This window comes from Pseudomonas sp. W2Oct36 (assembly GCF_041060465.1).
Taxonomy (GTDB): Bacteria; Pseudomonadota; Gammaproteobacteria; order Pseudomonadales; family Pseudomonadaceae; genus Aquipseudomonas; species Aquipseudomonas graminis_B.
Genome location: NZ_JAUERW010000031.1, coordinates 26,427 through 39,702 on the forward strand (window position 1 = coordinate 26,427; position 13,276 = coordinate 39,702).

Below are 13,276 nucleotides of genomic sequence, written 5' to 3' on the forward strand. Positions count from 1 at the left end.
TGGAGCGCCACCCCGGTCACGCTCCCAGTGTCGGCAATATATTCAGTCAGTCAGTCAGCTCTGCACTGTCGATCCGGTTGACGCCCGCGAGGGCCATGTCTTTCCAGGCCTGGTCCAGCGAGCCGTTCAGGTCGATGGCCTTGCACGCATCGGCGATCACCCAGGTGTTGAAACCCGCCGCCCTGGCGTCCAGCGCGGTCCAGGCCACGCAGAAATCCAGGGCGAGGCCGACCACGAACACGCTGTCGATGCCACGCTCGCTCAGGTAGCCGGCCAGCCCGGTGCGCGTGGTGCGGTCGGCTTCGACAAACGCGGAATAGCTGTCGATGCCGGCGTTGCAGCCCTTGCGCAGGATCAACTGTGCGTGGGTGATGTCCAGGTCGGCGTGCAACCGGGCACCGTGGCTGCCTTGCACGCAGTGATCGGGCCACAGCGTTTGCGCGCCGTAGGGCAGGGTGATGCTGTCAAACGGCGCGCGCCCGGCGTGGCTCGACGCAAACGACACATGCCCGCGCGGGTGCCAGTCCTGGGCCATGACCACGTTGCGAAACTGCGCTCCGAGGCGGTTGATCAACGGCACCAGTGCATCGCCTTCGGCCACGGCCAGCGCGCCGCCGGGCATGAAGTCATATTGCATGTCGATCACCAGCAACGCGGCGCGTGGGTCGGAGGGCAATCGGGAAAGCGGCGTGGTCATCATCTGAGTCCTTGATGCAGTGAGTCTTGGGGCCATGAGTCGGTTCGCGGTCAGGCCAACACGCGGATCGGCGCGCCGGCGTGCCAGGCCTGAATGCCCTCGATCATCTGGCTGAAAAACATCCGGTAGTTGTTCTCGGTCACGTAGCCCACGTGGGGTGTGGCCAGGACGTTGGGCAACGTGCGAAACGGGTGATCGGCGGGCAACGGCTCGACGCTGTAAACGTCCAGGGCGGCGCCAGCGATTTTATTCTGGTTGAGCACCTCGATCAGCGCGTCCTCGTCGACGATCGGCCCGCGGGCGGTGTTCACCAGATACGCCGTCGGCTTCATGCGGTTTAGCGAATCGGCATCGACCAGCCCGCGGCTGCGCTCGCTGAGCACCAGGTTCACCGAGACCACGTCCGCTTGCTCGAACAGTTCCTGCTTGCTGACGTACGTCACGCCATGCTCGGCGGCCCGTTCAGCGGTGAGGTTCTCGCTCCAGGCGATCACCTTCATGTCGAAAGCCTTGCCGTAGCGGGCGATTTTCTGGCCGATGCTGCCCAGCCCGACGATGCCCAGGGTCTTGCCGTACAAGTCGCTGCCGATGCCGTTCTGCCAGTCGCCCGCGCGCAGGGAATTGGCTTCGTCGACCAGGTTGCGGGTCACGCCCATGATCAGCGCCCAGGTCAGTTCAGGCGCCGCGTACTTATAGCTGTCGGTGCCGACCACGGTGATGCCCAGGCGCGCGGCGGCCTTGAGGTCCAGCGCCGCATTGCGCATGCCGCCGGTCACCAGCAGTTTCAGGTTCGGCAGCTGAGTGAGCAGGGCGTCATCGAACACCGTGCGCTCGCGCATCACGCAGAGGATCTGAAAGTCCTTGAGGCGGGCGACCATGGCGTCGGTATCCGCCGGGTAGTCATGGAGAAAACTGACCTCGCCGATCCGCTGCAATACGGTCCAGTCCACAACGTGTTCGGCGACCGATTGCCAGTCGTCGAGTACGGCAATCTTCAGCCCGGAATCCTGAGTCATTGAGCGAGGCCTCGTTCAGCAGCGATGTTGGATTTGTGGCGGTCACAGTACGCCTGCGCGGGGCGGTCTGGAAGTCCGTGTGTGGGAGTGAGCTTGCTCGTGAAGGTGCCGGTACCTGCGCTGAATGTCAGTTAAACAACCCCGCCGCGATGTTGATCGAGAACCCCAGAATCGAGGTGTTGAACACGAACCCGATCAGCGACTGCGCCAGCACCACTTTGCGCAGGCCGCGCGTGGCGACGCCGACGTCGGAGGTCTGCACCGCAACGCACAAGGTGAAGGAGAAATACAGAAAGTCCCAGTAGTCCGGGTTCTCTTCGCCATCGGCAAAGCGCAACGCCGGCTTGTCGCCGTTCCAGGTGTAGAACACTCGGGCGTAGTGCAGGCTGAAGACCACGCCGATCAGCAGCCAGGAGCCGAGGATGGTGAAGCCGGTGAAGGCGTAATGCAGCGCTTTATCGGCGTCCTTCATGTCCTGAATGCCGGCCAGTTCGAGGATGATTGCCGCCAGGCTGGCAATGGCCGCCACGCAGACGACGAACAGCACCACGCCGGCGTTTTCGTCCTCGATTTCGGCCACCCGGCGCACGTCCTCCGCGCTGGATTTGAAGGTGCGGCGCATGATCATCGCCATGTACAGCCAGCCGGCGACGTTCCAGCCGATCAGGCATTTGCTGATCACCGAAATGTCGGGGGCGACGAACGCGCTGGCGATACCGGCAGCGACGCCCACAAGGGTGGCGATGGTCAGGCGGGGGTGGGTCTTGGCAAGGCGGGACATAGAGGAATTCACGGCAGTGAGATGCGCGAACAGTAGCACGCGGCCGCTACAGCAGATGATGAAGAAAAACGGCGCGCAAGGGGTTACGCGCCGGTCGCCATTTGGCAGTTTAGGTGAATCTGTTAACCGGCCCGTCCAGTGGGAGGTTGACCGGTTGAAATCACTGAATCAGCGAACCAGACACGGCTGCTTGTTGTTGAACGTCCAGTTGGGCACCAGAAACTGCATCGCCACGCTGTCATCCCGCGCGCCGAGGCCCATGCCTTTGTACAGCTCGTGGGCCTTGGCCACCTGGTCCATGTCGATCTCGACCCCCAGCCCGGGCTTCTTCGGCACCTGAACGTTGCCGCCGATGATCTGCAGCGGCGCCTTGGTCAGGCGCTGGCCGTCCTGCCAGATCCAGTGGGTGTCGATGGCGGTGATGTTGCCCGGCGCAGCGGCGGCCGCGTGGGTGAACATCGCCAAGGAGATATCGAAGTGGTTGTTGGAGTGCGAGCCCCAGGTCAGGCCCCATTCGTTGCACATCTGTGCGACGCGCACCGAACCCTGCAGGGTCCAGAAGTGCGGGTCGGCGAGCGGGATGTCCACCGATTGAAGCTGGATGGCATGACCCATTTCGCGCCAGTCGGTGGCGATCATGTTGGTGGCGGTACGCAGGCCGGTGGCGCGACGGAATTCAGCCATCACTTCGCGGCCCGAATAACCGTTCTCTGCGCCACAGGGGTCTTCGGCGTAGGCCAGCACCTTGTGCTGATCGCGGCACAGACGCACCGCTTCTTTCAGTGACCAGGCGCCGTTCGGGTCGAGGGTGATGCGCGCTTTCGGAAAACGTTCGGCCAGCGCCGTCACCGCTTCGATTTCCGCATCGCCGCTGAGCACGCCGCCCTTGAGCTTGAAGTCCTCGAAACCGTAGTGCGCATAAGCCGCCTCGGCCAGACGCACAACGGCTTCCGGGGTCAGCGCTTCTTCGTGGCGGACGCGAAACCACTCGTTGTCCGCGTCGGCTTCGGTGCGATAGGGCAGGTTGGTTTTCGTCTGGTCGCCGACGTAAAACAGATAACCCAGCATCTTCACTTCGTCACGCTGCTGGCCCTCACCGAGCAGTGCGGCGACCGGCACTTCCAGGTGCTGACCAAGCAGATCCAGCACGGCGGCTTCGATGCCGGTGACCGCGTGGATGGTGATGCGCAGGTCGAAGGTCTGCAGGCCGCGACCGCCGGCATCGCGCTCGGCGAAGGTGCGGCGCACGTCGTTGAGGATCTTCTGGTAGTTGCCGATGCTGCTGCCGACCACCAGGGACCGGGCGTCTTCGAGGGTCTGGCGGATTTTCTCGCCGCCAGGGATTTCACCCACGCCGGTGTGGCCGGCGTTGTCCTTGAGGATGACAATATTGCGGGTGAAATACGGACCGTGGGCGCCGCTGAGGTTGAGCAGCATGTCGTCGTGGCCGGCCACCGGAATGACCTGCATGTCGGTGATGACGGGGGTGCTGCCGGAATGCTGTGTGTTCATGTCTAAATCCTTGTGAGTACCCAGCGCGGCGGGGGCGCTGTCTTTACGGTCTTCATTGCTCAGAGCTCAGGGCCCAAGCGCTTGGCTCAAGTGTGGCTGGGTGTGACGTCGACCTTGGCCACCGGCACCGCGCCGGGCTTGGGCGTCGTGCGCACGGTAAACACCAGAATGGCGGCGATGATCGAGGTGACGGTCAGGCCATACAGGCCGCCCTGGATCGAACCGGTCTGCTGTTCGAGGATGCCGAAGGTGGTCGGCGCAACGAAGCCGCCCAGGTTGCCCACCGAGTTGATCAACGCGATGACGCCGGCGGCGATCCGTGCATCCAGATAGCCCTGGGGGATCGGCCAGAACAGCGACGATGCCGATTTGAAGCCCATCGCCGCGAAGCAGATGGCGACGAAGGCGAACACCGGACCGCCCGTGGTCGACATGAACATCCCGGCCGCCGCGATCAACAGGGCCACGGCAACCCACGCCTGCTGGTGTTTCCACTTGGCCGACAGCGAGGCAAAACCGTACATGCAGACGATGGCGATGAACCAAGGGATCGAGTTGAACAGACCGACCTGGAAGTCGGTGAGATCGCCCATCTTCTTGATGATGCTCGGCAGCCAGAACGTCGCCGCGTAGATCGTCAGCTGGATGAAGAAGTACATCAGGCAGAACAGGATGATCTGCGGGTCCTTGAGCAGTTTGCCGATGGACAGCTTGACCGGGTTGGCCGCTTCGCGAGCTTTCTGTTCAGCGTCGATGGTGTTGACCAGGGCGTCTTTCTCGGCCTCGGTCAGCCATTTCGCGTCGTGGGGTTTGGAGTCAAGCCAGAACCAGACGAAGAAGCACAGGCCGACGGAGAACATGCCTTCGATGAAGTACATCCACTGCCAGCCGTGGAAGCCCAGGGCGTCGATCTGCAGCAGCAGGCCGGAGAGCGGGCCGGAGATCACCGACGCAAAGGCCGAGCCGCTGAGGAAGATGGCGATGGCCTTGCCACGCTCGACGCCGGGCAACCAGCGCGTGAAGTAGTAGATCACGCCCGGGAAGAACCCGGCTTCGGCCACGCCCAGCAAGAAGCGCAGGATGTAGAAGTGGGTTTCGGTCTGGATGAACGCCATGCACGCGGCAACGATGCCCCAGGTCAGCATGATGCGGGTCAGCCAGATGCGCGCGCCGACTTTCTGCAAGAGGATGTTGGAGGGGACTTCGAACATCGCATACGCGATGAAGAACAGGCCGGCACCGAAGCCGTAGGCGGCCGCGCCGATACCCAGGTCATGTTCCATGTGACTACGCACGAAGCCGATGTTGACCCGGTCGATGTAGTTGACGATGAACATGATGACGAACAGCGGCAGGATGTGTCGTTTGACTTTCGAAACCGCCGATTGCAGGACGGAATCGGTGGCGTCATCCGCCCGTGATGAGGATGTGTTCACTCTGGTAACTCCCACTGATTATTTTTATGCGGGTAATTAAGCAAGTTGTGTGTGACAAGGTGTGTAGGCCCCGTTGCCAGTCATCATACAAGTAATGATCGCCTTGGCAACCGCATTTGCGGGGCTTACGGGAAGTATTTCGTCGGGCTAGTCTCGCTTGTCTGACAAGTTGGATGAGTGGGTATGGGGTGCTGAGTGGCTGTGTTTCCAAGGGCCGCGGTCGTTTCGTCCTGGGTTTCCAGCGAGTGGTTTGATACGAGTGACGAGCCTGGGCTGTCAGGAAAATACAAGTGGACGGCAGGCGTTGCCAGCCGTGGTTATTTCAATACTTATAGGACGACCATTTTGAACAGCACCGGGCCCTTGCCACCCAAGCGACGCCAACACAGCCTGGCGACGGACCTGGTCACCGACCTGAGTCAGCGGATTTTGATGGGCACCATTGCGCCCGGCGCGAAGCTGCCGTCCGAGAGCGAGATTGTCCGCGAGCACGGCGTAAGCCGCACGGTGGTGCGTGAGGCGATTTCCAAATTGCAGGCGTCCGGGCTGGTCGAGACCCATCAGGGCAAAGGCACCTACGTGCTGGCGCGTTCGGAGCAGAGCGGGCTGCACCTGAAGGTGGAGACGGCGTTCAGTGTGCGGCACATCATAGAGCTGCGCATGGGCCTGGAAACCCAGGCCGTCGCCCTGGCCGCGCAACGCCGGAGTCAGGCCCAGCTGACGGCGATGCGCGCCGCGCTGGATGATTATCAGGACCTGCTGGCCAAGGAAGACAGCTGCGTCGAAGCGGACCGGCGCTTTCATCTGCTGATCGCCGAAGCGACCGGCAATCCTTATTTCGTGGAGATCCTGCAAAACCTCGGCATCGCCGTCATCCCGCGCAGCCGCATTGCCACCAGCGAACGGGCCGGCGCGAGCCTGACCCACAGTGCGTATCTGGCCAACCTCGAACACGAAGCCATCCTCGCCGCCATCCGCCGCCAGGACCCCGACGCCGCCCGCGCCGCGATGTGGACGCACCTGAGCAACAGCCGAGAACGGCTGGCGCCGGTTGAGTGAAGGTCTTTATCGCTCGAAATGTGTGGCGCTCACACCGGCCTCTTCCCGGCTGAAGCCGGTCCCACTATGTGAACGCGGTCGTCCTGTAGGACTGGCTTTAGCCGGGAAAGCGTCGGGCGTCACACCGCAAAATTCGTGGCGCCCACACTGGCCTCTTCCCGGCTGAAGCCGGTCCTACGAAGCGTGCGCGGTTCTACTATGGGTACGCCAGCACCTCCATCATTACCCCCGACTGCCACTCGAAATACGGATTGAACGTCAGCCGCGCGAAGACCTTGCCTGGCTCTCGATAGCCCCAATCGGAATACCACACCGGCTCGCCATTCAGGCATTTTTGCATGTCGGCGGATGACTGGCCGTTCCAGCAGATCCGCTGAGTGCCATTTACCCCATACAGCGGATTTGCGGGGGAAAACATCAGCCCCATGTGCGAGAACCGGGCGATGCGGTATTCGGGCAGGAAGTCGTTGCGCACCAGTACCTTCGGGTTTTTCTGCCCTGGTGCCGGTTCGTTGCCGTACCAGATCAGTCGGCTCAAGGGGTGGATGAAGCGCGCGTTGAAGGTGTCCAGCACGTAAGCGGTGTCCAGCACCGAATCGTGCTCGGTGATGGCGACGAAGACCGGCTTGTCGTAGGCCCCTTTGTCGAGGAGCTTCTGCGCCAGCAGCGCGCTGCGATAGAACTGGGCGAAACCGTTGGTGGGCACGTTCAGGTAGCGGACCGGCGTCTGCATCGGGCGCACGCCATCATCCGGCTTCGCCAGCCACGGGCGAAACCAGCCGATGTATTGAGTAACCCAGGCGTAGGTGTTGGCAGGTTTGAAGGCCGGAGAGAACAGCACCAGGCCAGCGATATTCGGGTGCTCGTAGGCGTAATCCAGCACCAGATTCGCCCCGGTCGAAAACCCGCCCAGATACACCGTCGGTACCTCCCGCTCAAGAAGCTGCGTCTGCTCGCGCACCACCTGCTGCCACTGCTTGAGCGTCACCCCCAGCATGTCCGCCGGCTTGCTGCCATGCCCCGGCAGCAAAACCGTGCGCACCAGAAACCCCTGCGCGGCGAGCGCTTCGCCCACGTCATTGAACGACCACGGCGAGTCGCCCAAGCCATGAACCAGCAAAATCCCTCGTGTGGCTGGCCCGCTGGGTCGCCATTCCCGAGGTGCATTCCACTCGATCTCGGCGGGGTGATCAGGCGTCTGAAAGGTCCGGTTTTGCTCCATCCAGGCAATGGTCTGCTGGCGATACTCGGCAAAACTTGCCTGCCCCAAAGGCACCTCGGTGGAGGCGCAGGCCTGAAGGGTCACGGCGCAAAGGAGGAGGGTGACACGGTGCAGCTTTTTGATGGCAGTTCTCAACATAAATAGGCATTACTCGATAGGGCCATAAAGGTACGGTCGCACTCTGCCACGGCCTCTCGCTGTTGGATATCGATGCACTCAGGACTGGCGCGAGAAGTCTTGGAAAAATTCAGGCAGACTCCCACCACCCACAAAAACAAGACCTGATGTGTATGAACCCTCATTCCCTTTGCGGTGCAGCCACCCCTCATGTTCGCCCTTGACCACGCCCTCGCCCAGGACATCGTAGACCGGGCGATGGCGATTTTGCCGTGCAACGTGAATGTCATGGATTACCTGGGCATCATCATTGGCAGCGGCGAGGCGGAGCGGTTGTACACCCGGCATGAAGGCGCGCAACTGGTGCTTGCCAACAGCCGCGTGGTGGAGATCGATTCGCACACGGCGCGGCAGCTCGACGGCGTGCGCCCGGGGGTGAATCTGCCGTTGATGCTGGATCAGAAACTGATCGGCGTGCTCGGTATCACCGGCGAGCCGGATGAGGTGCGGGTCTACGCGGAACTGGTGAAGATGACCGCCGAGATGCTCATGGAGCATCGACGTCAGCAGGCTGATCAGCAGTGGCGGCATCAGCGCAGTGAAGACTTGCTGTCGCGGTTGTTGCTCGGCGACAGCGCTGCCCACTTGGTCGCCGAAGCTGAACAGTTGGGTCTGCAGCCGCAGTTGCCGCGCCAGGCCGTGTTGCTCGAACTGCCTGAAGACGCCACCTATGCCGCTGCGATGAGTGCGTGGCTGTCGGGGCGCTACGCCAACAGCTGGTGCCTGCCGTGCGAGCCGGGGTTAATTTACTGGTGCCGTGCGCTGGGCAAAGACCGCGACGACGCCTTGCTGCTGGAGCTGTTCGATGAGCAGGGCTGGCCCGTGCAGCGCATGGCGACCGTCGAGCCATCGTCAGACTTGCCCTCCCTGCGCGCCGCCTGCACCGCCGCCCGCGACCTGCTCGAATACGCACGCCACCTGCGGCCGACGGTCAAACTGCTGCGTCTGGGCAGCCATCGCGTCGCGCTGCTGTTTTGGCGCAACCGCCACGACTGGTTGGCCGAAGGCATCGCCGAGCCGATCCAGCGCCTGCTCGACAACCCGCAGTTGCTCGACACCCTGCGCGCCTGGTTCGATTACAGCGGCGAAAGCCAGGCCTGCGCCGACGCGCTGGGCATCCATCGCAACAGCCTGCGTTACCGGCTCGAGAAAATCACCGAACTGACCGGTTGTGATCCCTACCGGACCGAAGATCTCTTGCGCCTGTACCTCGGCGCGCAGATGGTGGCCAGGTGAGGGACTTTTGGGGGGCGGGGACAGATTGATTTACGGTGAAGCGCTGTAAATAAATCTGTCCCCTAAGCTGGCGGCCGCGCAGATGGTCGTCAGGTAAGAGGCTTTCGCGGCTTTGTTCGTATGAACAACCGAGAGAGCCACCTGTTGTGCAAGCGTAAGGCGGTAAAGTCGCCCCACGGTGCGAAGATCGGCCCTCAGACAAGGAGAACAATATGAAAATCGTCATCGCCCCGGACTCGTTCAAAGACAGCCTCAGCGCCCAGAGTGTCGCCCAATCCATTGCCCGCGGGCTGAGGGATGTCTGGCCAGACGCCGAACTAGTCGAGTGCCCGATGGCCGATGGCGGGGAGGGCACCATCGAAGCGGTATTGGCTGCCTGCGACGGTGAATGGATGAGCAGTCAGGTCAGCGGACCGCTGACTCAATCGGTGCAGGCACAGTGGGGGTGGCTGGCCGAAAAGCGCACGGCGATCATCGAAATGGCCATGGCCAGCGGTTTGCAACTGCTGAGCCTGGACCAGCGCGACGCCACGATCACCAGCACGTTTGGCACTGGCGAGCTGATCAAGGCCGCGTTGGACGCAGGCGCCGAGCGGGTGATTCTGGCCATCGGCGGCAGCGCGACCAATGATGCCGGCACTGGCATGCTCTCGGCGCTGGGCGCGCGCTTTCTTGATCACGACGACCAGCCCCTACCGGCCGGTGGTCTGGCCCTGGCGCAACTGGCGCGAATCGACCTGACCGGGCTCGACCCGCGCTTGAACAGCGTGCATTTCGAAGTCGCCGCCGACGTCAACAATCCCCTCTGCGGCGTGCAAGGCGCGTCGCACATCTTCGGCCCGCAGAAGGGCGCGTCGCCCGAACAGGTGCTGGCGCTGGACGCGGCGCTGGGGCATTTCGCCGAGCACTCGGCTCAGGCGCTGGGCCGCGACGAGAGCGAATATCCGGGAAGCGGCGCGGCAGGTGGCATGGGCTTCGCGGCCAAGGCCTATTTGAACGCCTCGTTCCGCCCCGGTGTGGAGGTGGTGGCCGACCTGACCGGGCTGGCCGAGGCGCTGGAGGGTGCAGACCTGGTGATCACTGGCGAAGGCCGTTTCGACGCCCAGACCTTGCGCGGCAAAACGCCGTTCGGCGTCGCGCGGATAGCGCAGCGCAACAACGTGCCGGTCATTGTGCTGGCCGGGACACTGGGCGAGGGCTACGCCGACCTCTATGCCCACGGCATCCGCGCCGCGTTCGCGGTGACCAGCGGGCCGATGACGCTGGAATTCGCCTGCGCCAACGCGGCGACGTTGCTCCACGACCGCGCGCGGGATATCGCCCGGGTGTGGGCCCTCGCTGCCCGTTGACGCTGGCCTGATCGTTTCCGTCGATCAGGCGGTCTTCAGGTGCATCAGCGGAATCGGTTTGCGCATCAACGTGCCCACCAGCACCGCCGCGAACAGCGCGATCAGACCTGCCACCCACAGCACCGAGCCGAAGCCCGAGACGAAGGCATCCCGGGCCAGCGGCTCAATCATGCCCCGCGCGCCGGCGTCCATGGTTTTCAGCGCGGCGTGCATGTCGCCGGCCACCACCCGTGAGGCGATGTGATCGGCCTGATCGAGAAGACGGGGCGCGACAGTCGCCAGTAAGTCTTTCAGCGAACCGAGCGTATGACTGGCGAGCAGCGCGCCGTAGACGCCGATCGCCAGCATGATCGCGCTGAAACGCATGGTCGTGCTCATCCCCGACGCCATGCCGGTGCGTTCCCGTGGCACGCAGGCCATGATGTTTTTCTGCGTGTCGCCATTGAGCAAGCCCGCGCCCGCACCGGTCACCGCCATCGCCGCCGCGAACGCCGGGTAGCCGCCAATCCCTGTGGCCCAGGCGCACAGCAGGTTGCCGATGCCGACGAGGGTCAGGCCCAGCGCCATCATGGCGGCCGGCGACAGGTGCCGTGACAGCGTCGGCCCGAAGCGCGGCAGCAGCAACATGGTGATCGCGAAGGGCAGCATGCCCAGGCCCGAGCCGATGGCGCTGAAGCCCAGGCCGTTTTGCAGGTAAAACGGCAGCAACGTCATCATCACCTGGGCGCAGCCGGCGTAGGCGAACATCCCGAGCAGGGCGCCGATGAAGCGCGGGTAGTTGAACAGCTGCAAATCGACCATCGGCCGCCGTTGCAGGCGCTCGGCGATGACGAACAGCACGAGGAGCACGGCCCCCGCTGCCAGACGCATAGACGTGAGCGGGTGGTCCCAGCCGATTCGGTTGGCTTCGATCAGGCCCCAGATCAGGCTCAGCAGGCTGGCGCTGAAAAACAGACTGCCCCAGGGATCGAGACGCGCCGACTGCTCGTTGCGCGACTCCTCAATATTACGCAACACCATCAGCAGCAAGCTCAACCCCACCGGCAGGTTCAGGTAGAAAATCCAGCGCCAGCCAATCAGGTCGGCGATCAGCCCGCCCACCGTGGGCGCGGCGGTTATGGCCACGCCCATGCAGGCGCCCCAGAACGCCCAGGCTTTGGCGCGCTCGGCTTCATCGTGGAAAACGTGGCCGATGGTCGCCAGCGCCGAGGTCAGCAGCAGCGCCGCGCCGACGCCCTTGATCGCCCGGGCGATGTCGAGGAACAGAATGTCCGGCGCCGCGCCGCAGCCCAGCGAGGCCAGAATGAACAGCACCAGCCCGGTGACCAGCATGCGCTTGCGGCCAAAGCGATCGGCCAGACTGCCCGCCGGCAGCAGCAGCGCGGCGAAGGCCAGCATGTAGGCGCTGACGACCCACTCGATGTCGGCGAACCCGGCATTCAGGTCCCGCGCGATGCTCGGCAGGGTCACAGCGACAATATTGGTATCGAGCACGATCAGCGCGCACACGCCGGAGGCCGTGAGCAGGGTCATGCGGGGGCTGGGTCGAGACATGGGCGGGCGCTCCGGAAGCTGTTAGGTGCGGGCTAACGCGGGTGGTGAAGAAGTGGGGCGGGGTGGTGCTTCGCCGCAACAGAGTAAGCGGATATACCCTATGCTCTGTTACCCGCGCCCCGCGTTTTCATTACCTGCCAGGTAACGTCTCATGGAAATCCGCCACTTTCGCTACTTTCTGGCGGTCGCCCGTCATCGGCATTTCACTCGCGCGGCCGAGCAACTGGGCATCGCGCCGCCGACGCTGACGCGTCAGATTCAGGACCTGGAAAATGCCTTGGGCACCCGACTGTTTCTGCGGGAACAGCGGGAGGTGAGGCTGACGGAGGCCGGGCGCGCGCTGCAGATCGAGGCGGAGCTTGCGGTGCGGCAGTTTGAGACCGCGCAGTACAACGTCCAGCGCGCCGGCCGTGGCGAGGCCGGCAGGATCGAGTTGGGCTACGTCGCCTCAGCGGTGTTTTCCGGGGTGTTGCAGCAACACGTCAGTCAGTTTCGGCAGCGCTATGGGGCGGTTGAATTCAGCATCAACGAGCACCTGATGCCGACGCTGCCGCGGCTGATCGAGGAGGGGCGGCTGGACGTGGGTTTTATCCGTTCTCCCATGCAGCTGCCGGATGCCTTGAGCGCCGTGGAGTTGCTGACGGAGGGTTTCGCCCTGGCGCTGCCGGACAGTTCGTGGCTGGGCAAGTTGAAGGTCATCACTGCGGTGAATCTGCAGAACGAGACGTTCATTCTCCCCGAGCAGATTTCCGGCACGCTGGAGGTGGCGGCCCACGGCGGTTTTGCGCCGACGCTGGGTCCGCAGCCGGGAGGGCTGGTGTCGGTGATTGCGTTGGTGAGTCTGGGGCAGGGGGTGGCGGTGGTGCCGGAGTCGGTGGTTGATCATATTCGTTTGCCGAATGTGGTGTATCGGCGGATTGAGGATTGTCAGCCGAGCTCGTCGTTGTCGCTGATCCACCGACGCCACGAGAAGGCGCCGGCGGTGATGAGGTTTATTGAGTACGTCAAGGGCGGCAAGGGCGCGGGGGCGCTGTAAAAAAGATCAAGGGCGTCGGCCTAACGGCCTCGGTTTCGCCTTCGGCGAGTTACTTGGAAAAGCACCCCAAGTAACCAAGGGTGCTTGCTCCTGGTTGGGCCCCTCCTGCGTCGGGGTTCCTTCACTCCGGTCTCGCTCCGTGGGCCCGCGCCGAACGGACATCCATGTCCTGACGGCGCTCTCGCCGCATCCATGCGGCTC

The 13,276-nt window shown here is 63.4% G+C and carries 11 protein-coding genes; 4 read left to right on the plus strand and 7 right to left on the minus strand.

Annotated elements, in window-relative coordinates; translation table 11 throughout:
- Positions 1–46 precede the first annotated feature (46 nt).
- The 5 genes from pncA to QWI18_RS24660 form a co-directional block, all read right to left on the minus strand.
- Positions 47–697, minus strand: a complete 651-nt coding sequence (gene pncA / locus QWI18_RS24640) for a bifunctional nicotinamidase/pyrazinamidase (protein WP_369320094.1) — start codon at positions 695–697, stop codon at positions 47–49.
- 50 nt (positions 698–747) lie between these two features.
- A complete protein-coding gene (locus QWI18_RS24645) occupies positions 748–1,713 on the minus strand; it encodes a D-2-hydroxyacid dehydrogenase family protein (RefSeq protein ID WP_369320095.1) in 966 nt (321 codons plus the stop codon).
- Between the two features lie 127 nt (positions 1,714–1,840).
- The gene (locus QWI18_RS24650; protein ID WP_065988598.1) at positions 1,841–2,494 is read right to left on the minus strand and encodes a DUF1345 domain-containing protein; all 654 of its coding nucleotides are present in this window, start codon (positions 2,492–2,494) and stop codon (positions 1,841–1,843) included.
- A gap of 168 nt (positions 2,495–2,662) precedes the next feature.
- A complete protein-coding gene (gene gudD / locus QWI18_RS24655; protein WP_369320096.1) occupies positions 2,663–4,006 on the minus strand; it encodes a glucarate dehydratase in 1,344 nt (447 codons plus the stop codon).
- Between the two features lie 86 nt (positions 4,007–4,092).
- Positions 4,093–5,442, minus strand: a complete 1,350-nt coding sequence (locus QWI18_RS24660) for an MFS transporter (RefSeq protein WP_065988596.1) — start codon at positions 5,440–5,442, stop codon at positions 4,093–4,095.
- Between the two features lie 345 nt (positions 5,443–5,787).
- Here QWI18_RS24660 and QWI18_RS24665 point away from each other — a divergent pair, with 345 nt between their 5' ends.
- A complete protein-coding gene (locus tag QWI18_RS24665; protein ID WP_065988595.1) occupies positions 5,788–6,501 on the plus strand; it encodes a FadR/GntR family transcriptional regulator in 714 nt (237 codons plus the stop codon).
- 196 nt (positions 6,502–6,697) lie between these two features.
- Here the strand turns inward: QWI18_RS24665 and QWI18_RS24670 are convergent, their stop codons facing one another.
- Positions 6,698–7,861, minus strand: a complete 1,164-nt coding sequence (locus QWI18_RS24670; RefSeq protein ID WP_369320097.1) for an alpha/beta fold hydrolase — start codon at positions 7,859–7,861, stop codon at positions 6,698–6,700.
- Between the two features lie 189 nt (positions 7,862–8,050).
- On the opposite strand from QWI18_RS24670, the gene QWI18_RS24675 reads away from it, so the two are divergent.
- On the plus strand, positions 8,051–9,136 hold the full coding sequence (locus tag QWI18_RS24675) for a CdaR family transcriptional regulator (RefSeq protein WP_369320098.1): 1,086 nt from the start codon (positions 8,051–8,053) through the stop codon (positions 9,134–9,136).
- Between the two features lie 212 nt (positions 9,137–9,348).
- Positions 9,349–10,485 carry a glycerate kinase gene (locus QWI18_RS24680; RefSeq protein ID WP_369320099.1) on the plus strand — a complete coding sequence of 379 codons (1,137 nt, stop codon included), beginning with the start codon at positions 9,349–9,351 and terminating at the stop codon, positions 10,483–10,485.
- A gap of 24 nt (positions 10,486–10,509) precedes the next feature.
- Here QWI18_RS24680 and QWI18_RS24685 read toward each other — a convergent pair whose 3' ends face one another.
- A complete protein-coding gene (locus QWI18_RS24685) occupies positions 10,510–12,039 on the minus strand; it encodes an MFS transporter (protein WP_369320100.1) in 1,530 nt (509 codons plus the stop codon).
- Positions 12,040–12,190: 151 nt separating this feature from the next.
- On the opposite strand from QWI18_RS24685, the gene QWI18_RS24690 reads away from it, so the two are divergent.
- Entirely contained in the window at positions 12,191–13,075 is an 885-nt protein-coding gene (locus QWI18_RS24690) for a LysR family transcriptional regulator (protein WP_369320101.1), read from the plus strand.
- The last annotated feature ends 201 nt before the right edge of the window (positions 13,076–13,276 follow it).